17 protein-coding genes are annotated in these 24,437 nt (G+C 70.9%); 8 read left to right on the forward strand and 9 right to left on the reverse strand.

The window, feature by feature from the left end:
* Nucleotides 1-228: 228 nt before the first annotated feature.
* Complete coding sequence (locus ACIQE0_RS13355; protein WP_402331262.1) at nucleotides 229-2,763, forward strand: PQQ-binding-like beta-propeller repeat protein; 2,535 nt, start codon at nucleotides 229-231, stop codon at nucleotides 2,761-2,763.
* Between the two features lie 81 nt (nucleotides 2,764-2,844).
* On the opposite strand, the gene ACIQE0_RS13360 is transcribed toward ACIQE0_RS13355, so the two are convergent.
* The gene (locus ACIQE0_RS13360; RefSeq protein WP_402331263.1) at nucleotides 2,845-3,549 is read right to left on the reverse strand and encodes a hypothetical protein; all 705 of its coding nucleotides are present in this window, start codon (nucleotides 3,547-3,549) and stop codon (nucleotides 2,845-2,847) included.
* A 230-nt stretch (nucleotides 3,550-3,779) separates the two neighbouring features.
* Between ACIQE0_RS13360 and ACIQE0_RS13365 the strand changes: the two genes are divergently transcribed.
* Nucleotides 3,780-4,340 (forward strand): hypothetical protein, encoded by a 561-nt coding sequence (locus ACIQE0_RS13365; RefSeq protein ID WP_366329879.1) that lies wholly within the window; start codon nucleotides 3,780-3,782, stop codon nucleotides 4,338-4,340.
* 44 nt (nucleotides 4,341-4,384) lie between these two features.
* Here ACIQE0_RS13365 and ACIQE0_RS13370 read toward each other — a convergent pair whose 3' ends face one another.
* The 3 genes from ACIQE0_RS13370 to ACIQE0_RS13380 all read right to left on the reverse strand — a co-directional run bounded on the left by ACIQE0_RS13370 (nucleotide 4,385) and on the right by ACIQE0_RS13380 (nucleotide 6,876).
* Nucleotides 4,385-5,173, reverse strand: coding sequence for an enoyl-CoA hydratase/isomerase family protein (locus tag ACIQE0_RS13370; protein WP_402331265.1), 789 nt, complete (start codon nucleotides 5,171-5,173; stop codon nucleotides 4,385-4,387).
* Nucleotides 5,170-5,652 (reverse strand): OB-fold domain-containing protein, encoded by a 483-nt coding sequence (locus ACIQE0_RS13375; protein ID WP_366329881.1) that lies wholly within the window; start codon nucleotides 5,650-5,652, stop codon nucleotides 5,170-5,172. Before ACIQE0_RS13375 ends, ACIQE0_RS13370 begins: the two co-directional genes overlap by 4 nt.
* 72 nt (nucleotides 5,653-5,724) lie before the next feature.
* Nucleotides 5,725-6,876, reverse strand: a complete 1,152-nt coding sequence (locus ACIQE0_RS13380; protein WP_402331268.1) for a lipid-transfer protein — start codon at nucleotides 6,874-6,876, stop codon at nucleotides 5,725-5,727.
* A 114-nt stretch (nucleotides 6,877-6,990) separates the two neighbouring features.
* Between ACIQE0_RS13380 and ACIQE0_RS13385 the strand changes: the two genes are divergently transcribed.
* Complete coding sequence (locus ACIQE0_RS13385) at nucleotides 6,991-8,649, forward strand: FadD3 family acyl-CoA ligase (RefSeq protein WP_402331270.1); 1,659 nt, start codon at nucleotides 6,991-6,993, stop codon at nucleotides 8,647-8,649.
* Between the two features lie 1,363 nt (nucleotides 8,650-10,012).
* Nucleotides 10,013-10,738 (forward strand): aspartyl/asparaginyl beta-hydroxylase domain-containing protein, encoded by a 726-nt coding sequence (locus tag ACIQE0_RS13390; protein WP_402331563.1) that lies wholly within the window; start codon nucleotides 10,013-10,015, stop codon nucleotides 10,736-10,738.
* Between the two features lie 322 nt (nucleotides 10,739-11,060).
* Here ACIQE0_RS13390 and ACIQE0_RS13395 read toward each other — a convergent pair whose 3' ends face one another.
* From ACIQE0_RS13395 to ACIQE0_RS13405, 3 genes are all read right to left on the reverse strand, one after another.
* Entirely contained in the window at nucleotides 11,061-12,659 is a 1,599-nt protein-coding gene (locus ACIQE0_RS13395; RefSeq protein WP_402331272.1) for a class I adenylate-forming enzyme family protein, read from the reverse strand.
* Nucleotides 12,660-13,310: 651 nt separating this feature from the next.
* Nucleotides 13,311-13,478: a hypothetical protein gene (locus ACIQE0_RS13400; RefSeq protein ID WP_366329885.1), complete on the reverse strand. Its 168-nt coding sequence runs from the start codon at nucleotides 13,476-13,478 to the stop codon at nucleotides 13,311-13,313.
* Nucleotides 13,479-13,694: 216 nt separating this feature from the next.
* Entirely contained in the window at nucleotides 13,695-16,628 is a 2,934-nt protein-coding gene (locus ACIQE0_RS13405; RefSeq protein WP_402331273.1) for a BTAD domain-containing putative transcriptional regulator, read from the reverse strand.
* 558 nt (nucleotides 16,629-17,186) lie between these two features.
* Here ACIQE0_RS13405 and ACIQE0_RS13410 point away from each other — a divergent pair.
* Nucleotides 17,187-18,464, forward strand: a complete 1,278-nt coding sequence (locus ACIQE0_RS13410) for an amidohydrolase family protein (RefSeq protein ID WP_402331275.1) — start codon at nucleotides 17,187-17,189, stop codon at nucleotides 18,462-18,464.
* Nucleotides 18,465-18,639: 175 nt separating this feature from the next.
* On the opposite strand, the gene ACIQE0_RS13415 is transcribed toward ACIQE0_RS13410, so the two are convergent.
* The gene (locus ACIQE0_RS13415) at nucleotides 18,640-19,797 is read right to left on the reverse strand and encodes a helix-turn-helix domain-containing protein (RefSeq protein WP_402331277.1); all 1,158 of its coding nucleotides are present in this window, start codon (nucleotides 19,795-19,797) and stop codon (nucleotides 18,640-18,642) included.
* Nucleotides 19,798-20,354: 557 nt separating this feature from the next.
* Nucleotides 20,355-21,026 carry a DUF4232 domain-containing protein gene (locus ACIQE0_RS13420; RefSeq protein ID WP_402331279.1) on the reverse strand — a complete coding sequence of 224 codons (672 nt, stop codon included), beginning with the start codon at nucleotides 21,024-21,026 and terminating at the stop codon, nucleotides 20,355-20,357.
* 278 nt (nucleotides 21,027-21,304) lie between these two features.
* Between ACIQE0_RS13420 and ACIQE0_RS13425 the strand changes: the two genes are divergently transcribed.
* The 3 genes from ACIQE0_RS13425 (at nucleotide 21,305) to ACIQE0_RS13435 (ending at nucleotide 24,395) form a co-directional block, all read left to right on the forward strand.
* Nucleotides 21,305-22,255: a TIGR03619 family F420-dependent LLM class oxidoreductase gene (locus tag ACIQE0_RS13425; protein ID WP_402331281.1), complete on the forward strand. Its 951-nt coding sequence runs from the start codon at nucleotides 21,305-21,307 to the stop codon at nucleotides 22,253-22,255.
* Nucleotides 22,256-22,312: 57 nt separating this feature from the next.
* Entirely contained in the window at nucleotides 22,313-23,098 is a 786-nt protein-coding gene (locus tag ACIQE0_RS13430; RefSeq protein WP_402331283.1) for an SDR family NAD(P)-dependent oxidoreductase, read from the forward strand.
* A gap of 160 nt (nucleotides 23,099-23,258) precedes the next feature.
* Nucleotides 23,259-24,395, forward strand: coding sequence for an LLM class flavin-dependent oxidoreductase (locus ACIQE0_RS13435; RefSeq protein ID WP_402331285.1), 1,137 nt, complete (start codon nucleotides 23,259-23,261; stop codon nucleotides 24,393-24,395).
* Nucleotides 24,396-24,437 lie beyond the last annotated feature (42 nt).

Raw genomic sequence — 24,437 nt, forward strand, 5'->3', positions numbered from 1 at the left:
CAGGACGGGGTGGAATACGCCGGGTAATGGCCTTGTTGCGTATCGCAGGGGGTGAGTCGTGACACGGCCGACAGGCCCCGGGTTCGCAACCGCAGGCCCGGCCAGGAAGAATCAGGGTGCGTACGGCCGTTTCGGCCAGGCGGTGAGACGCTGCGCGGGGCAGCGGCTCTCGGCGACTCGTCGGTGTGGAGAGTCTCGTTTTATGCCCCACGGGGAGGTGGCAGGCAAGTGGTGGAGCAGCTGACGCAGCACGATCCCCGGCGGATCGGCCCGTTCGAGGTCCTCGGCCGTCTCGGGGCCGGCGGCATGGGCCTGGTCTATCTGGCGCGGTCGGCGTCCGGCCGGCGCGTGGCCATCAAGACGGTCCGTTCCGAGCTCGCCGAGGACCAGCTGTTCCGGGTCCGGTTCACCCGCGAGGTGGAGGCGGCCCGCGCGGTCAGCGGCTTCTACACCGCGGCCGTGGTGGACGCCGACCCCAGGGCGGCGGTGCCCTGGCTGGCGACGGCGTACGTCCCCGCGCCCTCCCTGGAGGAGATAGTCAATGAGTGCGGGCCGCTGCCCGTCCAGGCGGTGCGCTGGCTGGCCGCCGGCATCGCGGAGGCGCTGCAGTCCATCCACGGCGCCGGGCTGGTCCACCGCGACCTGAAGCCGTCGAACGTCCTGGTGGTCGAGGACGGCCCCCGGGTCATCGACTTCGGCATCGCCTCCGGGGTGTCCAACACCCGGCTGACGATGACCAACGTGGCCGTCGGCACCCCGGCCTACATGTCACCGGAGCAGGCCCGCGACTCCCGCAGCGTCACCGGCGCCAGCGACGTCTTCTCGCTCGGCTCCACCCTGGTCTTCGCGGCCACCGGGCACGCGCCGTTCCACGGCGCCAACCCCGTCGAGACGGTCTTCATGCTGCTCCGCGAGGGCCCCGACCTCGCCGGGCTGCCGGAGGACCTGCGGCCGCTCATGGAGTCCTGTATGCAGATGGAGGCGGTCCACCGGCCGTCCCCGGCCGATCTCCAGTCCCAGTTGGCACCGCACCTGTTCAGCTCCGGCAGCGACGACAGCGGCACAGCCTCGGCCTGGCTGCCGCCCGGCGCCGTGGCGCTCATCGAGCGGCGCCGCGGCGGCGGCCGGGGCGCGGTCGCGCCCAGCACCCCGCGGCCGGCCGCCGCGCCCCGCAGCCCCCAGGAGCCCGCGCTCCCGCCGCCCATGCCGCAGGCCCCGCCGCAGCGCGCCGAAACCGGCCGGCCCGCCGCCGACGGCTGGGGCAGCCGGATCGGCGCCGGCCCCGGTACGCACCGCGCCGCCGACCCGCGCGGCGCGGCCGCGGTGCCGCAGCCCGCCCACGGCAGCGCACCGGCCCCGATGGCCGCCGCCCCGCCCGCCCCGCCCGCCGCCCCGCCCGTCTCCGAGGGCGCCGGCGGCCCCGTACGGCTCGGTGGTTCGCACGCCCCGATAGGGCCAGGGCCGCGCGCCGCCGAGGCCCCGCAGCAGCGCGGGCAGGCCGCCGCCGGGACGAACTGGGTGCGGCCGCCGGCCGGCGCCCCGGCCGTGCCGCAGCAGCCGGCGCCCACGGGCAGCGGCGGCCAGGGCGACGCCGCCCACCCCGCCCCGCCGGAGGCACCGCCCGCCGAGCCGGGCCGCTGGCGCCCCTGGCGGTTCCGGATGTCCAACGACGTCTGGGGCACCCCGGCGGTCGCCGGTGAGCTGCTCTACGTCACGTCGTTCGAGGTGCACGCCCTCGATGTGGCCAGCGGGCGGCGGAAGTTCAAGACCCGCGACGTCGCCTGGGCGATGGCGGTCGCCGACGGCCGGATCCACGCCTCGGACGGTCCCACCCTCTACGCCCTGGACGCCGACGACGGCAGCGAGCGCTGGCGGCGGAACAGCGAGGCGTGGATCTACGCCCTCACCGCCGGCCACGGCACCGTCGTCACCAGCACCCGCGGCGGCGGCGTCCAGGCATGGGAGGCCGCCGGCGGCGAGCTGCTGTGGGAGACCACCGGCGTCCAGACCGACTTCGAGAACCCCGAGTCCGCGCCCGTGGTGCACGACGGCACGGTCTACGTCTGGGCCGACGCCCGGCTGAAGGCGCTCCAGGTGCGGACCGGCGCCGAGCGCTGGTCGTATCCGGTGGGGGACGTGGCGTCCTGCGGCGGCGTCCCGGTGCGGGTGCTGCCCGCGTCCGACGGGTCGGTGTACGTCGTCGCCGGCACCCGGGTGCTGGCCCTGGACGCCGTCCGCGGCGAGGTGCGCTGGCACTTCGAGGCGCCCGCGGTCTTCCTGAGCCCGCCGGCCTTCGTGCCCGGCCCCGCCGTCACCGGCGGCGGGATCTACCTCGCCGACTACCTCGGCACGGTCTACGCCCTCGACGCGGCGGACGGCCGCGACCGCTGGCGGATCGCCACCGAGGCCCGCCAGTCCGGCGAGCCAGTCCTGGTCGCGCACGGCGCCGTCCATCTGGCCAGCGGCAAGGCGCTCTACACCCTCGACGCGGTGACCGGCACCCCGCGCTGGCGCTTCCAGGCGGGCGCCGACATCGTGGGCTCCCCGGTCGTCGCCGAGGGCCGGGTGCACTTCGGGTCGGCCGACCACTGCCTCTACACCCTCGACGCGATGGGCGGTCAGCTGCGCTGGAAGCTGGCCACCGGCGGCGAGATCACCGGCTCGCCGGTGGCGGTCGGCGGGGTGGTCTACGCATGCAGCAAGGACCGCTGTGTGTACGCGCTGGACGCCGCCAAGGGGACCGGCCAGGCGCGTCGCCCGTAGGACGCGCGCCCCGGTTCGGCTCCCTGGCCGTCCTCCCGGACCGTCAAGCCCCTAGGAGGTCCGGTCCGGTCGGTCTGGTCCCTAGGCGGTCCGGTCCGGCGGGGGCGGTCCGTGGCCGTCCGGTGGCGGTTCCGGGCCGTCCGGTCCGTGCTCCGGGCTCGGCCGCTGTTTCCTGCCCCACTCCACGGGCGGGGTCGGCGGCAGCGGCCGGAGGGGCCGGGTGGGGTGCCCGGAGGGGGCGTGCGGTTCCGGGTGCCATTCCTGGGCGGGCGGGCGGCCCGGGTCCCAGAGTTCGGGCGGCGGCGGCCGGTGCGGCCCCTCGTCGTCCTCGTAGGCGGGTACCCGGCGGGCGCGCCCGCGCATGATCAGGGCGCCCAGGACCAGCAGCGCGCCGCCGCCCAGGGCGCTGGCCGCGCCGACGCCCATCCCCTGTGTGCCGGCGGTGAGTTCGCCCGCGTGCTGGCCCTGGCGGACCATCCACAAGAGGGTGAAGCCCAGGACCACCAGCCCGGCGACGGTGATGAGCAGCCGGGAGCACAGCACCACGCCGACCAGGGTCAGCAGCCCGGCGAAGACCATCGGGAGCACCAGGGAGCCGAAGAGCGTGGCGCCGTTGTCCGTGAGGCCGTTGAAGAGGTCCTCGATGCGGAAGTCGCTGCCGTGACGGCCGTCGTACCAGGGACGGAAGGGGCTCCAGACGGCGGCCGTCGCTCCGATGAGGGCGATCAGGGATCCGAGAACGTTGCGCAGCACCGGCGTCGCCTCGCTTCGGCTCGTCCTGTCCACCCCGTGACCGACGCTACGCCTGCCTGTCTGCCCCCGCCAGGGCGCTTCTGACGGATCTCCACGGCGTCCACGGAGATCCGTCAGAAGCGCCCTGGACAGCCTGTCCGGATACCGATCACCTCCGCTCAGGCGTCCGCACGCACCGTCACCGGTGCTTGCTAGGGTGCCGTGCACGCGTCAACCCCAGGGGGGCGCGTCGTGAACGGAACAACGGGGGACGGACGAAGCACATGGCGCAGGGCACACGTATGGGCACGGCCACCGGGGGCCGCGTCGGCAGGGGAATCAGGACGGGCGTCGCGGCCGCCGCGGCGGCACTCGCGGTCGCCACCGTCGGCGGCTGCGTGTACAGCCGGCCCAAGATGCCGCCGCCCCCGGCCTGGGCGACGGCCTCGCCCTCCGCGAGCTACGACTCCTCCGATCCGACGTCGTCGGAGACCACGCCCGGCTACGACGCCTCGCCGTCGCCGACCGAGGAGACCTTCGACCCGGACGGGCGCTTTGACATCCACGGCAGCGGCTGCGACTTCTCGTCCTCGCTGCGCCAGTTCACCTACACGATCTCCATCACCAACCCGTCGACGACCAGCACCTACTCCTACGACATGCGGATCGACTGGATGAAGGACCGGCCGGCGGACGGCTCGTCCTACGGGCAGCACCAGCGCAGCGTCGTGGTGGCACCCGGCGCGACCGAGACCTACACCGCCAAGTACACGCTGAACCAGTCCTCTTGGCAGGCGTTCTGGTTCACCTGCCACGTCACCCGGGCGCAGAAGACCAAGATGTGACGCGGCCCGGCCCCGGCGCGTCCGGTGGACGGCGGGGCCGGGAGTCATCTGACGGGCGGCGGGGCGTCCCCGGGGTGTCGCGGGCGCGCGGTGAACAGGGCGTGCTGGCGCTCCGGCGGCAGGTTGCCGAGGGCGATCAACTGCGGTGCGTGCGCCAGCGCTTGGGCCCGGTTGGCCTCCTTGGCCGCCCACAGGGCCCGGACGGTGCCCTGGACGGCCTCGGTGGGCTGCGCGGCCAGCACGGCGGCGCGGCGCAGCGCGGTCTCGGCGGCCGCGCCGGGCGGGGTCAGTTCGGAGACCAGCCCGACGGCGTGCGCGCGGCGGGCGCCGAGCCGCTCCGCGGTGCCCATCAGGGCGAGCCGGGCGATCTCCCCGTAGGGCATCCGCTGTGCCATGAGGATGGACTCGTAGGCGCTGACCATCCCGTAGGCGGTGTGCGGGTCGAAGAAGGTGGCGTCCTCGGCGGCGATGATGAACTCCGCCTCGCCCAGCAGGTAGAAGGCGCCGCCGCAGGCCATGCCCTCGACCGCGGCGAGCACCGGCTTCCACAGGTCGTTGGCCTTCGGGCCGATGGTGAGCAGCGGGTCGTCGACGGAGAACGGGGAGGCGGGCTGGGGCACGTCGGCGGAGCGGTCGATGCCGGTGCAGAAGGCGCGGCCGCCGGCGCCGGTGAGCACGGCCGCCCGGACGGTGTCGTCGAAGCGGAACTCCCGCCAGATACCGGCCAGTTCGGTGGCGGTGGCGAGGTCGAGGGCGTTGAGGCGGGCCGGCCGGTCCAGGGTGACCAGGGCGACCCCGTCGGCGGTCTCGGTGCGGACCCCGGCGGACGTCATGGCCGCTCCAGGACCCAGCGGGGCAGGGTCGGGCCCTCGGGCGGGGTGTGGAAGACCGCCCTGACCGGGGCGCCGATGCGCAGCCGGGCCGGGTCGAGGGAGTTCAGGGCGGCGCCCGGGGCGCTGACGAGGTTGCCCACCAGGCGGATGCGCGGGGCCTCGGCGAGCTCGACGACGATCGCGTTGTAGGGCGCCTGTGCGGCGTAGGCGGGCAGCAGCGGCGGGTGCGGCACGACGAAGGACCAGATCCGGCCGCGGCCGCTCATCCGCTGCCAGTGGGCGGTGAACGACTGGCAGTGCGGGCAGCAGGGGCGGGGCGGGAAGCGCGGTTCGTCGCAGTCGGAGCAGGTCTGGACGCGGAGTTCGCCGCGGGCCGCGTACTCCCAGAACGGTGCGCCGTCGTCGTCGGGGACGGGTCGTAGCAGGTCAGCGGTGGGGTCCGGGGGATTGTCAGTGGCGGCCGGCATGCTTGTGGTCATGGAGTCACGGACGGTAGTGGATTCGGTTGCGGCGGTGGTGCCGCGCGGGGAGCGCTCTGCGCACATCGGGTCTCAACTCCTCAGCAGCAGTGAGGAGGTGGGCACTCCCTCGCCCGCGGTGACGAGGCAGGTGGCGGCGCCCGGGACCTGCGCGGTGCTGGTGCCGCGCAGCTGCCGGACGCCCTCGGTGATGAGGTTGAAGCCGTGGACGTACGCCTCGGAGAGGCCGCCGCCGGCGGTGTTGAGGGGCAGCCGGCCGCCGGTCTCCAGGGCGCCGCCCTCGGTGAAGGCCGCGCCCTCGCCGCGTCCGCAGAAGCCGTAGCCCTCTAGGGAGAGGGGTATCAGGGGGGTGAACGCGTCATAGATCTGCGCCACGTCGACGTCCTGCGGTCCCAGGTCGGAGCCCTTCCACAGGTGCCGGGCGGCGGTATGGGCCGGGCCGGCGAGCGGGTCGTCGTTCCAGTAGTTGACCATGCCGTGGTGCTGGGCGGGCAGCCCCTGCGCGGCGGCGTGGACGTAGACGGGCCGCCGGCGGCAGTCGCGGGCGCGCTCGGCGGCGACCACGACGCAGGCCAGCGCGCCGTCGGTCTCCAGGCAGTTGTCGAAGAGGCAGAGCGGTTCGCTGATCCAGCGGGCGGTCATGTACATCTCGCGGGTCAGCGGGCGGTCGTACATCATCGCGGCCGGGTTCTGGTTGGCGCGGTTGCGGCAGGCGAGCGCGACGTTGAAGAAGTGGTCGCGGGTGGCGCCGTATTCGTGCATATAGCGCCGGGCCAGCATGCCGATCTCGTCGGCCGGGCGGAGCAGCCCGAAGGGGCGGGTCCACTGCCCCGGAGTGGGCAGCTGGGCGCGGGTGTCGGTCCACGGCCGCGGCCCCGAGCCGCGCTTGCGCGACCGCCAGGCGACGCCGACGCTCGCCTGGCCGGTGGCGATGGCGGCGGCCAGATGCGCCACCGTCGCGCAGGAACCGCCGCCGCCGTAGCCGACCTTGGAGAAGTGCGTGACGTCCCCGGCGCCGATGGACTTGGCGATCTCGACCTCGTCGGTCTCCTCCATGGTGTACGAGGCGAAGGCGTCCACCTCGGAGGGGGCGATCCCGGCGTCGTCCAGGGCGGCGACGATCGCCCGGCAGGCCAGCGCCTTCTCGGATTCCGGGAGCCGTTTGGCGAAGGGTGTCTGTCCGATACCGACGATCGCCGTAGCGTCCTTGAGGGTCGCCCCCATCGCCACCTCCGTGGTCGGCCGTCACTGCTGACAGCGGAGGAGGCTACCGTTAATCTGACGGGTAGTCAGCTAGTGCGACGGTGCGGATGGTTGCGGCGGACGGGAGGCACGGCGATGGGCGAACGGCTCGATCAGCGGGCGGATACGGCCCACGGCTCGCTGGCCCGCCTGGTGCGCACCGCCGCCGCGCGCCACGGCTCCCGGGAGGCCGTCGTCGAGGGCCGCACCCGGGTCTCCTACGCGGAGCTCGGCGCGCGGGTGGAGAGCGCCGCCGCGGCCTGCGTCGCGGCCGGCGTCGCCCCCGGCGACCGGGTCGCCGTCTGGGCGCCCAACACCCTCGACTGGATCGTCTCCGCCCTCGGCGCGGTGACCTCCGGCGCCGTCCTCGTCCCGGTCAACACCCGCTTCAAGGGCGCCGAGGCGGCCGACGTGCTGCGCCGCACCCGCGCCAGGCTCCTCTTCGTCACCGGCACCTTCCTCGGCACCTCCTACGTCGCCTCGCTGCGCCGCGCGACCGAGCAGGGCGACGGGCGCGGGCCGCTGCCCGGACTGCCGCATCTGGAGCGGGTCGTGGTGCTCGCCGACGACGCCCCCGCCGACTTCACCACCTGGCGCGCCTTCCTCGCCGCCGGCGAGGCGGTGCCGCCCGGCGCGGTCCGCGCCCGGGCCGATGCCCTGGGCCCCGACGACCTCTCCGACATCATCTTCACCTCCGGCACCACCGGCCATCCCAAGGGCGCGGTGATCACCCACGGCCAGACCCTGCGCGCCTACGGCGTCTGGAGCGAACTGGCCGGCCTCCGGGCGGACGACCGCTACCTCATCGTCAACCCCTTCTTCCACACCTTCGGCTACAAGGCCGGCGTCATCGCCTGCCTGCTGCGCGGCGCGACGATGGTCCCGCAGTCGGTCTTCAGCACGGAGACCGCGCTCGCCAATCTCGCCGCCGAGCGGATCTCCGTCCTCCCCGGCCCGCCCGCCCTCCACCAGCAGCTCCTGGACCACCCCGACCGCGCCCGGCACGACCTCTCGGCGCTGCGCCTGGTCGTCACCGGCGCCGCGGTCGTCCCCCTGGAGCTGGTGGAGCGGCTGCGCGGCGAGCTGAAGGTGGCCACCGTCCTGACCGCCTACGGCCTGTCGGAGAGCACCGGCGTGGTCACCATGTGCCGCCGCGGCGACCCGCCCGAGGTGATCGCGGCGACCTCGGGCCGCGCCATACCGGGCACCGAGGTCAGGGTGGTGGACGCCGCCGGCCGCCCGCTGCCGCCCGGCGAGCCCGGCGAGGTCCTGGTCCGCGGCTACCACGTCATGTCCGGCTACTTCGAGGACCCGGCCGCCACCGCCTGCGCCCGCACCCCCGACGGCTGGCTGCGCACCGGCGACGTCGGCGTCCTCGACGCGGCCGGCAACCTCCGGATCACCGACCGCATCAAGGACATGTTCATCGTCGGCGGCTTCAACGCCTATCCCGCCGAGATCGAGCAGCTCCTCGCCCGCCACCCGGACCTCACCGAGGTCGCCGTCATCGGCATACCCGACCGCCGCCTCGGCGAGGTCGGCAAGGCGTACGCGGTCCGCCGCCCCGGCTCCCGCCTCACCGCCGACGACCTGATCGCCTGGTCCCGCCGGGAGATGGCCAACTACAAGGTGCCGAGGGAGGTGGACTTCGTCGCCGCACTGCCCCGTAACGCGAGCGGCAAGGTCATGAAGAAGGTGCTGAGGAGGGGGCTTGGGCGAAGTGATGGGGAGAAGGGGAGGGATCAGGTGTATTGATTGCTGGCGGATGCGGTGCCTAAGGGCTGTCCCGTAATCCCCGGCGGGCGTGCGACGACGGCTACGGCACTCCCCCAAGCTCTTCGAGCAGGGGGCACCCCCACGCCGCGTTGTCGGAACGCCCGAATACGTCCAGTATTCGGGCGCCCCTCCGCCTTGCGATGTACCGCATCCGACGCCGCACGCTGACCCGCCGGGGATTACGGGACAGCCCTTAGCCGTCTCAAGTGGATGACGAGCGGCCGAGTGTGGGGGTGTGGCTGATAGGCAATCTTCGACGCCGTGCCGTATCTTCATTTTCACCAGAAGATGTGAATGCTGGGCGAGTTGTAGCCGTGTGGGCGAACAACCGCTTGAGCCTACGTTGGGGGCCGCGTCGCTGGAGCCGGATTGGCGGAACTTCCTCTAGGAACCGGGCGAGTTGCGCGATTCCGTGCTCGCAGTCGCCTGCAGGCGGAGCCATCGCGACCGAGGGGCTGTTGCGGTCCACGATTGAGTGACGCTTGCCACTACCCTGACAGGCCGAAGGGCGAAGGCCCGCGATTACACCCTCGAATCGACACATGCGATGCCGGACAGAGGCGATGCGGGCGTCCGCTGGTTTACGGTCTTGAAATGGATGCTGCCGTGGCGGCCGGGATGGGAAGAGCAGGCTACCCATTCTTGCAGGTTGCCAGGAGCAAGACCCGCTACCTTGCGGTCGCCCCTCCCTGACCCTGCCTTTAACTCCCAGCCGCCACACCGAACTCATTCTGAAATGATCATTGAGATCGGCACGCCTACATGCTCTTCACCGGCCAGCCGCAACCCGATGACAGGGAAGACGTTGTGACGTGAAGTCCAGTGGCTACTTTATGGGCCATATAGGCATGTGACTGTCGGCGAGGGACGGGGCGGTCTGTGCGGCGCGTCGAACGACTCGGGCCATTCCGCTGACGAGTGCCGCGCCGATGACGACGGCGCCCAGAGCCTTCTTCTGGCTGCTCATCGATCGAACCTCCTGAGTGAATCGAGAAAGATCGACCAGGACGATAGTTCATCGTGGGGGCGAAGTACAGGTATCCAGCACCTAGTTGACCTTCGCATCACGCAACAACGCGGCCGGGAATGAAGGGTGGAAAATAAACATGAGGTGTCAATGGTGAGAAATGTGAAGGATATAGCTGTAAGCGCACATCGAGATAGATTAACGGTCGAATCGGCGTGTAGGCCTTCCGGATTCGTCGAATATTTGCTCAGATGTGTACAGGCGTCGGCATGGTCGGGGTGTTGGGAGTTAAAGAATTGGGAGTACGGGGCGGCGTGGGGTTGGAATGTTGGGTTCAGTCCGGAACTCAAAGGGAGTTCCTGAGTGGGGAGCAGTATGGATAGTGCAAGGGTGCTTGCGTGTGTCAGGTGGGCGTTAAATTCTTTCTTTCTGCATTCTGGAGGCGGGGAGAGGCGTACTCGGATTTCTGCTCCGTATGGGATTTTCCCTGCCGCGAGGCGACTGGAGTCAAAATTTGCGGTCCTTCAGGAGGAGGTCGAGAGACTTCTGGAAGGGCGTCAGATGATGAGATATTCAGAAATCGATCCTGTGCGGGCGTCGCATATATCTAAAGAATGGTTGCTTCAGCCGCTTTATATACTTGGAGTTGCGAATGAGTCAGCAAGGGATAAATGTCCTTCCCTGATCGGGTTTGCGGAGCAGACGCCAGAAGTTGTAGCTGTCGCGGTGTCGATGCTTGAGCCTGGCGTCAGTCTGGCTCCCCATGCGGGCGCGAATGCGGGCCTCCTTCGATATCACCTGTGTGTCAAAACTCCTGAGACGAATCCACCGCGCTTGCGCGTGGACCAGGATTTTTACACATGGAAGGAAGGGGAGGGGGTCGTCCTCGACGACACCTTTGAGCACGAGGTGGAGAATAGTAGCGACGGAACGCGTGTTGTTGTCATTATCGACTTCAGGAGGCCCATGGGTATGGTAGCCAGTCTCCTTAATCGATATTTTCTGCGTTCACAACGAGACGGAGCAACGAGGCGTCTGCGCGCCGTAAATGATGAATACCTTCGTGATGCGAGAAGGGGAGGTGTGATGTCGGCGGGTTGAGGATTCGGTGAAACACTCGAAGGGCCTTCCCCGGCATCGTGATTTTTAGACGGCTGATTTCGCAGGATGCGGCGCCACACCTGTCAGCGAGTCTGACCCCTTGATCCTGCCGCCGTGGGCGTATGGGGTATGGGACACCCCAAGTTGGCCGCCCTGGCCTGCAAACCCGTCGCGAGGCACGTGCCGACCTCCTTCAGGGACTCCTCGAATCATCGCGTCTATAGATGCTTAGTGAGCCCTGGCGCTGGTGTGAGAGGGGATCCCCCTGGGATATTGCTGCACGCACGCTCAGTGTTCTGGTCCGCGCTGCCCTTGTCCGCTGCTAGCCCTGTCTCCTTCCGTACCGCTCCCGCAACCGCGCCTTGAGCACCTTGCTCAGCGGTCCACCGCGCGGCAACTCGCCGACGATCTCCAGCTGTTCCGGGAGCTTCTGCGTCATCAGCCCGGCCGCCCGCAGATGTGCGGTGAGCCCCGCCAGGGTGAGCGGGCGCGCGCCCGCCCCGCTGCCGCCCGCCGCCCCGCGGAGCGTGACCACCGCGCAGACCCGCTCCCCCCGCTCCCGGTCCGGCAGCCCGATCACCGCCGCCTCCGCCACCGCCGGGTGGGTGCACACCAGGTCCTCGACCTCCTGCGCGGAGACGTTCTCGCCCTTCCTGATGATGATGTCCTTCAGCCGCCCGGTGAGCACCAGGTGCCCGTCGGGCCGCAGTTGACCCAGATCGCCGGTCCGGAAGGCGCCGTCCGGACCGAACGCCTCGGCGGTCAGCGCGGGATCGGTGTACTGCCGGAAGACCATCGGCCCGGTGACCGTCACCTCGCCGCTCTCCCCGGTCGCGGCCTCGCTCCCGTCGGGCCGGACGATGCGTATCCGGGCGCCCGCCACCGGCCTGCCGACCGTGTGCGCCAGCTGCTCGTCGCGGTCGTACGGCGTCCCCATCGCGATCATCGGGCACTCGGTCATCCCGTACCCGTGCACCAGCGCGCACCCCAACTCGCGCCCGGCCGCCCGGTACAGCTCCGGCGGCAGCGGCGCCCCGCCGCCGGACAGCAGCCGCAGCGACGGGATCAGGGGGCCGGCGTCCGGCGCGACCGCCCGGCGGCGCCGCGACGCGTCGTGGAACGCCTGGTAGAACGCGGTGCTGCCGCCCGCCATCGTCACCCCGTGCCGACGGTAGACCTCGGCCGCCCGGTCCGCGTCGAAGTGCTCCAGCACCACCGCCGGAAAACCGCTGACCAGCATGGCGATGACGTAGTCCGGCCCGGCGATGTGCGCGTACGGGAACGCGATCGAGCCGATGTCGTCGGTCGCCATCCCCAGCGCGGTGGCCAGCCCCACCCCGCCGGCGATCAGCGAGGCGTCGGTGTGCTCAACCCCCTTGGGAGCGGCGGTGGTTCCGGAGGTGTAGTAGATCCAGCGGGTGCGGTCGTCCGCTCCTTCCGGGGGCTCCGGCAGCGCGCCGGGGTCCCCGTCCGGCAGCCCGTCCGCCAACGAGACGCTCTGCATCCCGCCCCTGGTCAGCCCCCGCACCATCGCCTCGTGGTCGAACCCCCGCCACACCCCCGGTACGAGCACGAACTCCGCCCCCGAGTCCGCCAGGACGAAGCCGACCTCCCGCGCCCGATGCTGCGGGATCACCGGAGCCTGCACGGCCCCGAGCCGGGCCAGCGCGAGCGAGGCGATCACCGTGTCGATGCGGGTGGGCAACTGCCACATCACCCGCGTCCCGGGGCCGATCCCCCGCGCATGGAACCCGGCGGCCGCGCGCAACGCCGCGTCCCGCACCGCACCGAAGCTCACGGTGCGAGCGCCGTCCCCGTATCCCCCCTCGCCCCCGTCGATGAGCATCGGCGCGTCCCCGGAAGCCCGGGCCCGGTACTCGACCAGCTCCCACAGCGTGCGGATACGGGCGGGTTCGAACACGGCGCGCCTCCTGGAGTGGTGGGGCGGAAGTGCGACGTGACAGTAGCAGCGGACATGACGATCCGTCAGCAGGCTGCACAACCCAAGGGGCGGGGCCGGGACATGCGCCCGGCCCCGCGTCGTGGCTTGCGCCCTGGGATCTGCAGCAATGCCCTTGGGATCAGGGGACGTGACTGTCCAGCGGCGACAGGGTGGAGCTGACGCTCTGCAGTATCAGCGGGATGTGACTGCTCTGCGATGTCACGGGGCGGTGGGTGGCCAGGGCCGTTACGGAATCCGGTGTGATGGGTACGTGGCTGTCAGCCATGGCGGGCAGTGCGCCACCGCTGAGTACGCCTACCGAAATGGCGGCGACGACAAGTGCTTTCCTAGTGCGGGTCATTCCAACTCCTGGGTAAGCGGGGAACGTTGCTGTTCCCGAAAACAAACTAATGCCAAGCAGGCGCACATGTTCGAGCCTTGCGGTGAAAAGCGGCCAACCATCGAAGGTTTTTCTGCTGAGACGGGAAACGCCGCAGGGGCCGATTCCAATGGCTTCCCCTCCCTGCCATTGGAACGACCCCTGCGATCCCCCTGTATCCCCCCGGATGGTGTTCCCCCTGTCCCCCCCTGCCCCCGCATCCCCCGGTTGGTTTCTCCGTGCCTCGACCGCTACCTGGTCTCGATGATGGGCACGTGGTTGTCGGCGGGCACCATCTCTCCAGGCTTCTTGACGGTCTTCTTCTTGCCGAGAGAGGGCGCTGCGATGGGCACGTGGTTGTCCATCGGTTTGATGACATCGCGCTCGTTCGGCTTCGGAGCCTTGTTCTCGGTGGTCACTGTGATCAACTCCTGTATGGGCGCTTGATGCTTGGTCACGCTCGTCCGGCGACTCCCCCGTTGGCCGCCGGACGAGCGTGGCATGGCCGCTCACGATAACTCCGCGGCCTGGGCACCGAGCCGCTTGCCCCCCGAGGCGGCGGTTCGATGAATAGAGAGTGGCGTGCCGCGATGAACGATCGATAAACGCCCTTCGCAACGCCCCTTGGCCTGCGGCTACGCGACTTTGGCCGGACTCAGCAGAGCTCGGACCTCGTCGGTGGCCGGCGCGCCCAGCCGTTCGTAGATGACGAGAGCATCCTGCCAGCAGGCCCGTGCGCGCCCGATATGCCCAATTTCGTTGAGGGTGCGGCCCAATAGCGTGAGGATGTGCGCGCGCCACCACTCTCCGCCCACGCTGCGCAATGCCGTGAGGGCCTGCTCCGCGCTGGCGGCGGCCTCGGTGGGGTGGCCGTTGGCGAGCGAGATTTCCGCGAGCCTGAAGTGCGTCATGCCCGCCCAGAACCGCTGCCTGCTGTCCTGGAATATCCCCAGTGCCTTGGCGAGTTGTTCCTTCGCCTCGTCCAAGCGATTGGCGCGGGCGAGTGCCTGCCCGAGCGCATACATGCCGTTTGCTAGACGCCGTCGCGCCCCGACACGGCGGTAGATCGCGATGCCTTCCTCAGCCAGCTGGACCGCACTGTGCAGCCGTCCTGTGTCTACGTGGACGCGCGAGAGATTGCACAGCGCGCTCGCCTCGGACTGCTGGTTGTAGTCGTCGCGGAAGGCCGAGAGTGCCTGGGTCAGATATGCCTCGGCGTCGTCGTAACGCTGTTGGATGACCGCGATGATTCCGCGGTCGTTTGCCGCGTAAGAGGAGGAGAAGGGGTCTTCGGAGGCCAGCCCGAGCAACATCGCAGACTTGGCATGCTCATCCGCCTGGTCGAAGCGCCCGGACAGGGTATGGACGTTGGTGAGCGCAGTGTGAATCCGTGCCTCAGCACGCTGATCCTGGGCTTCGCGGGCAGCGGAGAGAAGGGCCACACTGGCCTGTTCGTACTGAAGCGCGTCGGCGCCTGATTCGGCCAGATCCCTGGTCAGCAGGAGCAGGTCCACCGCCCGGCGCAGGGATGCAGGGCCCGTCGATTGCTGTGCGCAGGCCAGGATGCAACCAGCCTCGCTGAACAGCCAACTCAGTGCCGCTGCACGGTCGGCGAAGACGAGGCCGGTGCTGTGAGGCGGCTCCATGTGGTCGACCAGTCGGTCTCCAGGGCGCTCCAGGGCGTACATCCGGGCGGCCGTCGCCAGATAGAAGTCCAGCAGCCGGGAAAGCGCCGCGTCCCGTTCTGCGGGCGGCTGCTCGTCCCGTTCCGCGCAGGCCCGGGCGTACAGGCGGACCAGGTCGTGGAAGCGGTAGCGGCCGGGGGCCGCAGACTCCAAGAGGGAGGCGTCGACGAGGGATTCGACCAGTTCCTCGGCATCGTCGACGTCCATGTCGAGCAGCGCCGCCGAGGCCGCAAGGGAGATGTCCGGGCCGTCGGCGAGTCCCAGTAGCCGGAAAACGCGTGCCTGGGCGGGTTCCAGCTGCTTGTAGCCCAGTTCGAACGTGGCCTTCACCGCGAGGTCGCCGGCGCGGAGTTCGTCCAGCCGACGGCGCTCGTCGGCGAGTTTGCTGGCCAGAGTGGAGACCGTCCACGTCCGGCGGGAGGCCAGTCGGGAAGCGGCGATGCGGATGGCCAGCGGGAGGAACCCGCAGGCGCCGACGACTGCCATGGCGGCCTGCCGCTCGGAGGTGACCCGTTCCTCGCCGACGATCCGGGCGAAGAGCCGGAGGGCCTCCTCCGGGCTCATCACGTCGAGATCGACAAGGTGCGCGCCGGCCAGGTCGATCATCCGCGCCCGGCTGGTGATCAGCGCCGCGCAGCCCGCCGTGCCCGGTAGCAGCGGGCGGACCTGGGCGGCGTCCCGGGCGTTGTCCAGCAGGGTCAGGACGCGTCGTCCGGCGAGGGTGGAGCGGAAGAGGGCGGAGCGCTCCTCCAGGCCGTCGGGGATGGCGGAGTCGGCCGTCCCCAGGGCGCGCAGGAACGCGCCGAGCACCGCCTCCGGTTCGGCGGGCGTGTGCCCCGCCCCCTGGAGGTCGACGTAGAGCTGCCCGTCCGGGAAGTGCTCCCGCGCGGCGTGCGCGACGTGCACCGCGAGCGTGGTCTTGCCGACGCCGCCGATGCCGGCGACCGCGGAGACCGCCATCACGCTGCCGTCCGCCGTGGCCAGTTGGTCGCTGAGCTCCTTGACGAAGGCGGTGCGCCCGGTGAAGTCGGAGACGGTGGCCGGGAGCTGGCGGGGGCGGATGACGGCGGTCTCGTGCCCGTCGTGGCCGTCGGCGGCGGACGGGGCGTCGAGGTCGGTGTCGGCCTGGAGGATGCGCTGGTGGAGATCGGAGAGTGACGCGCGTGGATCGACGCCCAGTTCGTCGGAGAGCAGCTTGCGGGTGTCGGCGTAGACCGCGAGCGCCTCGGCCTGCCGGCCGCTGCGGTACAGCGCCAGCATCAGCAGTTCGCGCAGCCGCTCGCGCAGCGGGTGCGCGGCGGTCAGCGCGGTGAGTTCGGAGACCGCCTCGGCGTGGTAGCCGGCCTCCAGATCGAGGTCGAGGCGGTGCTCGGTGAGCGAGAGCCGCCACTCGTGGAGGCGGGTGCGCTGGTTCTCCGCGTACGGGCCGGGCACTCCGGCGAGCGGTTCGCCGTCCCACAGGTGCAGTGCGGCGTCGAGGAGTTCGCGGGCCCGGCCGCGGTCCCCGGCGGCCTTGGCCTTCTCGGCCTCCGCGGCGTACTGCTCGGCGGCGTCGTGGTCGAGGTCCAGGGGGAGGCCGTCCACGGGCCGCAGGGCGTAGCCGCCGGACTCGCTGACCAGTGCGTCCGCGCCGAGCGCCTTGCGGAGCCGGGAGGCGTAGGTGCGCAGTGCGGCGAGTGCGGCGTGCGGCGGTTCGTCGCCCCACAGGGCGTCGACGAGCTCGGCCGCGGTGGCGGTGCGTCCGCCGCGCAGCAGCAGCGCGGCGAGCAGGGCGCGCTGCTGCGGGGAACCCGCAGCCAGCGGCGTCTCGCCGCGCCAGGCCCGCACGGGACCGAGCACGGTGAAGCGGAGCCGCTCCCGCACCTGTCCCGGACCGTCGTCCATGGTGTCCCCCTGCCGTATCCCGTCCGTCCGCGCTGTCTTGGCCGTTCGCGCCTTTATCTCGGGCGCAACGGTCAGTCTGCCTTGTCGCGACCCGTTACGTCAGTAGGGGTCCGGAGCGTGCACAAAGCCTCCTCGTGCGGTGCCACCGGGGCGGCGCCGGCCCCCGCCGCGTGCGCGGAGGGAAGCCTTCCACATTCTTCCGCAGTGCCGCTCCCCCCCCCCGCGATTCCCCAGCTCGGCCCCGGTGTTCCGTAGCCGCTGCCACCCGCACGCCTCCTTGCTGCCCACCCGGTCGAACTCCGGCCCGTGGAACGGCCGCACGCCCGCAGCCCACCTACCCCGGCTCGCGAACGGCATCCCCGACTGGCTGGTTTGTTTCTGCCGACGGACCGGGACCGGTCAATCGGGCCCTTCTGCCTACACGCGCCACCGGGCCGCCCGGTTCTCCGACGCGCCCCACCGGGCCCGCCCCCGCCCCCTCCGTCCGCTCCCGGCCACCTTCAGTACCCCGCTCCCAGCTTACTGACGATCCGTCAGATCAGCGCTACCGTACCGCCCATGGAGACCAACGAGCCCATGGAGACCAACCAGCCCATGGAGTCCGACCGGCCCTTCCCCAGAATCATTTCCGTCGACGACCACACCGTGGAGCCCCCCGACGTCTGGCGGGACCGCCTCCCGTCGAAGTACCACGACACCGGCCCGCGCATCGTCCGCGCGCCCCTCAAGGAAGTGACGTTCGTCGGCGGCAGGTTCGCCCCCGAAATGGGTGCCCCCGGGGACGACGGCCCGTTGACCGACTGGTGGATCTACGAGGACCTGCACCGTCCGCTGACCCGTCTGGACACGGCCGTCGGCTGCTCCCGCGACGAGATCAAGCTGGAGGGCATCACCTATGAGCAGATGCGCCCCGGCTCCTACCGCGTCCCCGAGCGCCTGGCCGACATGGACGTCAACCACGTCCAGTCCGCCCTCTGCTTCCCCACCTTCCCGCGCTTTTGCGGCCAGACCTTCACCGAGGCCAAGGATCGCGAGCTGGCGCTGCTCGGGGTGCGCGCGTACAACGACTGGATGGTGGAGGAGTGGTGCGGTCCACAGGCCGCCGGCCGGCTGATCCCGCTCACCCTCATCCCCCTCTGGGACGCGGAGCTGGCCGCCGCGGAGGTGCGGCGCAACGCCGCCCGCGGCGTCCGCGCCGTCTGCTTCAGCGAGATACCGCCCCACCTGGGGCTGCCCAGCATCCACACCGACTACTGGGATCCGTTCCTGCGCGCCTGCGACGAGACCGGCACCGTCATCGCCATGCACATCGGCTCGTCCTCGAAGATGCCGTCCACCTCGACCGACGCCCCGCCCGCGGTCGGCTCCACGATCACCTTCGCCAACTGCTGCTTCTCGATGGTCGACTGGCTGATGAGCGGCGCCTTCGAGCGCTTCCCGAACCTGAGGATCATGTACGCCGAGGGCCAGATCGGCTGGATCCCGTACATCCTGGAGCGCGCGGACGTCGTCTGGGAGGAGAACCGCGCCTGGGGCGGCGTCGCCGACAAGGTCCATCGCCGGCCGTCCGAACTCTTCGCCGACCACGTCTACGGCTGCTTCTTCGACGACGCCTTCGGCTTGAAGAACCTCGACGCCATCGGCATCGGCAACGTCCTCTACGAGACCGACTACCCGCACTCCGACTCCACCTGGCCCAGGTCCCGCCAGATCGCCGAGACCCAGATGTCCCACCTGGCCCCTGATGTCGTCGAAAGCATCGTCCGCGGGAATGCGATCGAGCTGTTGGGGCTGACGCGGGAGGGGCTTTGGGGGGTGTCGGCGCCGACGAACTGAGGCGGCGCGGGGCGGCTTCGAAGGCGCCGACAACGCCGGCAACGCCGACAGCACGTTGTCGCGCGCCCGGAGCGGGGGTCCGTCCCTCGTGGACTCCGTCAAGGTGCTCCGTGCCCCGGGCCACGCCGCGGCGGCGCCGCTGTCTCCCTGTCGCCCACGTACCTGATCGGGACCGCTACACGACGACGCCCAGCCGGTGGGCGATCTGGGTCAGGCGTTCGTTGCTCCGCTTGTGTTGCGAAATCAGTACTCGGGTCAACTCCAGGCTGGTGGGGTGGACCGCCATCATTTCCGGAGCGACCGCCCATGCCTTCTCCAGGCTCTCCAGAGTGTTCTCGCGCTCTCCCAGGGCGAGTTGGGAACGCGCGACGTTCATGTGCAGCGGAGACACCCGGGTCGCCGGCAGCGACAAGCCGCTCCGCAGCAGTTCCTCGGCCGTATCCAGCGCCGTGCGGTGTTGCTCCAAATCGGATGCCGTGCTGATGACGTGCGTCGCGGTGTTCTCGGGCCCGAAGTGGATTCCGTGTTCGGCGGTCTCCGCACCGAATTCCGCAGAGGCGCGCCAGGCGGCTTCGATGTGGTTGTTGGTCGCCTGTTTGTCCTTGAGGCGTCCGGCAAGGGTGAGGCCGCGCAGATGCAGAATGCCGAGTCCGAAGGCGCGCTCGCGCCCGCTGAGCGTCGATTCGGCTTGCACGAGGGCCCGGTCGACGACGGCCAGTCCGCCCGCGAAGTCACCGGAGTTGAGGAATGTTCCGGCGTCGTCGCGGGCCGCCACGACGGCCGCGACGGGATCTGCTCGCTCGGCGGCCAGTCGTTGCTTCATGGTGGCAAGTTCGGCAAGGTGCATCCATCGGTGACGCGCGGCCAGCCAGTAGACGATGCTGTACACGTCGGCCACCAGGCCCCACGCTCGGGGGGTGCCCGTGAGATGTGCGTGGCTGGTCACGTCCGCGAGGACGGCCGGTAGTCGTTGCAGAAGCTGGAACATCTCCGTGTTCCAGCGGAGGGTGTTCAGTGCATCGACGTGCTGTTGCAGGAGTTCGGGGTGCTTCGGTGGTTCTCCGGGGAGGTCGAACCTGCGGATGGCGTAGTTCAATTCGTTGAGGTTCTTTTCCGGGGCGCTTCCCAGAAGTGCATCGAGGGTGAGTTCCAATGCGCGCGCCAAGGCCGCTGCGACCCCTTGCGTGAGTGCGCGGTCGCCCACTTCGATCTTGCTGAGAAGTGAGACCGACACTCCCGCACGTCGCGCCAGCGCCACCTGGCTGAGCCCTCGTTCCTTGCGCCGCCTGGCCACGTTGCTTCCGGGACCGGGGACCTGCTGTTGAGCGCCCATGTCCTTCGCCTTACCCGCTCGGCCGAATGGTCACTTCCTCATGGTGTCAAAGACACATCCGGCCTGCCCGGTATCTGTGCAAGCGGTGTGCAAGCGGATGGCGCCACCGGGCCGTTGACGGGATGCTGGGCGAGGCGAAGCTGTCGGAACGGGAACTCCGCTTTCTGGCCGGGAACTTGACGCGTGCGTTGCGGGATGTGCGGCGGGTGGCGGTCAGTCGGGGTGCTCGGCTGGACGGTGTGCCGGGCGACGGTTCTGGATGAGGGCTCCCCGGCGGGGGCGACGGGCGCAGCCCGCGGCGTCCCCGGTCCGCCCCGCGGGAGTGTTCCGGGTGCTCCCCTGAAGGGCGCCGTGTCCTGGTGGGGTGCGGTGACGAAAAGGGGCCGCCCTCCCGGACTTTCAGTCCTGGGAGGGCGGCCCGGAGCTCGCGGCGGTGGATCGCGTGGGATGCGTGCGGGGGCGGCCTCGGCGAGGCGGTGCCGTCGAGCGGAACGTCAAGGGCCGGATCGACGGACCCCGGGTGCGTCCCGGGGCGCGTCCGCGCCGGCCCGGCGGGGTCAGAAGTCGTAGGGCTTCTTGGTGTTCCAGTTCAGGACGTCGGCCTCGTTCCAGGCGTACTCCGCCTTGTCGCCCTTGACGTCGACGGAGTACGCGGGCTGCTCGTGGCCGTTCTTGTCGCGCAGTGCGAGGGAGAGGCCGGTGCCGCGGCGGTCGTCCTTGCCGTAGTCGAAGAGGTTGACGGCGCTGTAGGCCTTGCCCTCGGGGCGGAGCGTGATCCGCTGGCCGCCGCCCTCCGCCTTCTTCGAGAGCGGCAGCGTGGCGCCCTCGCCGTTGAGCTTGACGGACGGGTACGAGGTGACCCAGCAGGACTTGTCGCCCTTGTTCACCGCGGTGATCAGCAGGTGGTCACCCTGCTGGCCTGCGAACCGGTGCTCCGCGGTGACCAGCAGCTCGTCGCCGACGCACTGGCCCGCCGCCTGGGCGCCCTTGCCCGCGGAGGCGCCGGCGCCGGCCGACGCCGACCGGGTGGCGTCCTTGGCGCCCTTGGTGTCCGTGCCGCTGTTGGCCTGCGTGGTGCCGGCGTCCCCACCGGACGCGGACTGGCTCTGGCCGACGCCGGCGGCGTCGTTCTTCGCACCGTTGTCCGCGCCGCCGCAGGCGGTCAGGCTCAGGGCGAGGGCGGCGGTGGCGGTGGCCAGGACGGTGGCGCGGATGCGGGAGGTGCGCATGATCGGGTCCCCTGTGTCCGAGTGCGGGACTCTCCGAGGTCGTTCCCGCGTCGTGGGCACCACTCTTCCCGGGGCGGCTGACGTTCCGTTAACGCTTCACTCACGTCTCGCAGACGCCCGCGTCGGCGGGCGGCCGCGACGCGGCGGCCCGGGGCGCATCCGACGGAGCCCGGCGTGGGCCCGGCGGTCGGCCCACTTGTCTGATGCTCCGTCAGATATCACCATGACCGCACGCCGAGTGCGTGCGGTGGACCCGGTCGTAGGGAAGGAGCGCGGACATGGTGCAGGTGCTGCCGCAGGGGCGGTTGGTGTACGGGATGCAGCTGCCGGTGCAGGCGCAGAGCGGGATCTTCGCGGAGGGGTGGGAGGCGGCGGCCGGGCCGGAGGACCTGGCGGAGGTGGCGCGGGCCGCCGACCGGGCCGGGTTCGCGTATGTGGGGTGCTGTGAGCATGTGGCGGTGCCGCGGCGGCTGGCGGCGGCGATGGGGGTGGTCTGGTACGACCCGGTGGCCACGCTCGGGTATCTCGCGGCGGTGACGGAGCGGGTGCGGCTGCTGAGTCATGTGGCGGTGGTCGGGCTGCGGCATCCGCTGATCAGCGCCAAGCAGTACGCGACGGTGGACCGGCTGTCCGGGGGCCGGCTGATCCTCGGGGTCGGCGCCGGGCATGTACGGGAGGAGTTCGAGGCGTTGGGGGTGGACTTCGCGCGGCGGGGGGCGGTGCTGGACGAGGCGATCGACGCGTTGAAGGCGGCGTGGGGGGAGGAGGAGTTCCCGGAGTTCGGCGGGGAGCGGTTTGGGTTCGCGGGGTTGGGGCAGGCGCCGCGGCCCGTGCAGCGGCCGCGGCCGCCGGTGTGGGTGGGCGGCTCGTCCCCGGCGGCGGTGCGGCGGGCCGCGGTGCGGGGGGACGGGTGGCTGCCGCAGGGGGACCGGCGGGAGCAACTTCCCGACCAGATCCGGACGTTGTTGAGGGTGCGGGAGGAGGCGGGGGTGGCGGAGCCGATCGAGATCGGGGCGATCGTCGAGCCGGTGTACGTGGGGGAACCGGGGTGGGAGGTGGGGCGGCGGACGCTCGCCGGGGCGCCGGAGCGGATCGCCGCCTCGCTGCGGGAGTACGCGACGATGGGGGTGCGGCAGATCCAGGTGCGGTTCCGCAGCCGGGGGCGGGCTGAACTCGCCGATCAGATAACGGCGTTCGGGGCCGAGGTCGGGCCGTTGTTGAACGACTGAGCGGGTGTGTACGGGCCGCCGTCGTCAGGGGGGCGGCACATCAAGAGGAGTACGGGTATGGGGAAGCTCGACGGCAGGGTCATCGTCATCACCGGGGCGGCGCGGGGCCAGGGGGAGCAGGAGGCGCGGCTCTTCGTGGCGGAGGGGGCGCGGGTGGTGCTCGGTGATGTGTTGGCGGAGCAGGGGGCGGCGCTGGCCGCGGAACTGGGGGAGCGGCACGCCCGGTTCGTGCGGCTGGACGTGGCGGTGGAGGAGGACTGGGCGGCGCTGGTCGAGGTGGCGCAGGAGGCGTTCGGGAAGGTCGACGGGCTGGTCAACAACGCGGGGATCGTGCGCTTCAACGCCCTGGTGGACACCCCGCTGGAGGAGTTCCAGCAGGTCGTCTCGGTCAACCAGACGGGCTGCTTCCTGGGGATGCGGACGGTGGCACCGCGGATCGCGGCGGCCGGCGGCGGGACGATCGTCAACACCGCCTCGTACGCGGGGCTGACCGGGATGGCCTTCGTCGGGGCGTATGCCGCCGCCAAGCACGCGGTGGTGGGGCTGACCCGGGTCGCCGCGCTGGAGCTGGCGGCGCAGAAGATCCGGGTGAACGCGCTGTGTCCGGGCGCGGTGGACACGCCGATGGTCGACGAGGGCGCGCCGGACCCGTCGGCGGACCCGGAGGAGGGCGCGCGGATCGTGGCGGAGCTGTGCCGGAGGCGGGTGCCCCTGGGGCGGATCGGGCGGCCGGAGGAGGTGGCCCGGCTGGCGCTGTTCCTGACCGGCGAGGACTCGTCGTACATCACGGGGCAGCCGTTCGTGATCGACGGGGGGTGGCTGGCCGGGGAGAGTCCGGTCTGAGGGGCGCGCGGGCGCGTATCTGATGGCACGTCAGGTTGGCCGGTCGCGGGTATTGACGGGGTTCTGCGCCGCTGGAACAGTCGGTGTCGTTCGTCGAATCTGACAATGCGTCAGAAAATCTTGAGTCGCCGCGGCGGCGGGTGAGGGACGGTGAACCCCCTTGGAATTCGGGCTCTTTGTGCAGGGCTATGTGCCCGCCGCGCGAGCGCAGGCCGATCCGGAGGCCGAGCACCACGCACTGATGGAGGAGGCCGCGTACGTCATCCAGGCGGACAGGTCCGGCTTCAAGTACGCCTGGGCGTCCGAGCACCACTTCCTGGAGGAGTACTCCCACCTCTCCGCCAACGACGTCTTCCTCGGCTACCTCGCACACGCCACGGAGCGGATCCACCTCGGCTCGGGCATCTTCAACCCGCTCGCCCCCGTCAACCACCCGGTGAAGGTCGCCGAGAAGGTCGCCATGCTCGACCACCTCTCGGCCGGCCGCTTCGAGTTCGGGTCCGGGCGGGGGGCCGGCAGCCACGAGATCCTGGGGTTCCTGCCGGGCGTCACCGACATGAACCACACCAAGGAGATCTGGGAGGAGACCATCGCGGAATTCCCCAAGATGTGGCTCCAGGACGAGTACCAGGGGTTCCGCGGCAAGCACTGGCAGCTGCCGCCGCGCAAGGTGCTGCCCAAGCCGTACGGGGGGTCGCACCCGGCGATGTGGTACGCGGCCGGGTCGCCGTCCTCGTACGCGATGGCCGGGAAGAAGGGGCTGGGCGTCCTCGGCTTCAGTGTGCAGAAGGTCGCCGACATGGAGTGGGTCGTCGACGCGTACAAGAACGCGGTGCGGGACGCCGAGCCGGTCGGGGACTTCGTCAACGACAACGTGATGGTGACGTCGACCGCCATCTGTGCGCCGACGCACCAGGAGGCGGTGCGGATCGCGGTCGGCGGCGGGCTCAACTACCTGCAGTCGCTGCTCTTCCGCTACCACGACACCTTCCCGCGGCCGGAGGGCATCCCGCGGTGGCCCGAGCTGATCCCGGACTACACCGAGGAGATCGTCGAGCTGCTGATCGCCGAGGAGCTGATGATCTGCGGCGACCCCGACGAGGTGCTGCGGCAGTGCAAGCGCTGGGAGCAGGCCGGTGCCGACCAGCTCTCCTTCGGGCTGCCGATCGGGGTGTCCTGCGAGGACACCATGAACACCATCAAGCTGATCGGTGAGCACGTCATCCCGAAGCTCGACACCGATCCGGTGCACCGGACGACCCGCTTCCGGCGGTCTGCGGGGGCGGCCGCCGGCTGACTCCGGCGGTTCCGCCGCGGTCCTCCGCCCGTGGCCCGGGCC

This window comes from Streptomyces sp. NPDC093097 (genome assembly GCF_044754325.1).
Taxonomy (GTDB): domain Bacteria; phylum Actinomycetota; class Actinomycetes; order Streptomycetales; family Streptomycetaceae; genus Streptomyces.

What these genes read in the sequence shown, in the direction of transcription:
- ACIQE0_RS13410 (WP_402331275.1), top strand. Translation starts at nt 17,187, where the DNA reads ATGGAGACCAACGAGCCCATGGAGACCAACCAGCCCATGGAGTCCGAC.
- ACIQE0_RS13405 (WP_402331273.1), bottom strand. Translation starts at nt 16,628, where the DNA reads ATGGACGACGGTCCGGGACAGGTGCGGGAGCGGCTCCGCTTCACCGTG.
- ACIQE0_RS13425 (WP_402331281.1), top strand. Translation starts at nt 21,305, where the DNA reads ATGGTGCAGGTGCTGCCGCAGGGGCGGTTGGTGTACGGGATGCAGCTG.
- ACIQE0_RS13390 (WP_402331563.1), top strand. Translation starts at nt 10,013, where the DNA reads ATGGATAGTGCAAGGGTGCTTGCGTGTGTCAGGTGGGCGTTAAATTCT.
- ACIQE0_RS13365 (WP_366329879.1), top strand. Translation starts at nt 3,780, where the DNA reads ATGGCGCAGGGCACACGTATGGGCACGGCCACCGGGGGCCGCGTCGGC.
- ACIQE0_RS13415 (WP_402331277.1), bottom strand. Translation starts at nt 19,797, where the DNA reads ATGGGCGCTCAACAGCAGGTCCCCGGTCCCGGAAGCAACGTGGCCAGG.
- ACIQE0_RS13370 (WP_402331265.1), bottom strand. Translation starts at nt 5,173, where the DNA reads ATGACGTCCGCCGGGGTCCGCACCGAGACCGCCGACGGGGTCGCCCTG.
- ACIQE0_RS13430 (WP_402331283.1), top strand. Translation starts at nt 22,313, where the DNA reads ATGGGGAAGCTCGACGGCAGGGTCATCGTCATCACCGGGGCGGCGCGG.
- ACIQE0_RS13385 (WP_402331270.1), top strand. Translation starts at nt 6,991, where the DNA reads ATGGGCGAACGGCTCGATCAGCGGGCGGATACGGCCCACGGCTCGCTG.
- ACIQE0_RS13375 (WP_366329881.1), bottom strand. Translation starts at nt 5,652, where the DNA reads ATGACCACAAGCATGCCGGCCGCCACTGACAATCCCCCGGACCCCACC.
- ACIQE0_RS13380 (WP_402331268.1), bottom strand. Translation starts at nt 6,876, where the DNA reads ATGGGGGCGACCCTCAAGGACGCTACGGCGATCGTCGGTATCGGACAG.
- ACIQE0_RS13420 (WP_402331279.1), bottom strand. Translation starts at nt 21,026, where the DNA reads ATGCGCACCTCCCGCATCCGCGCCACCGTCCTGGCCACCGCCACCGCC.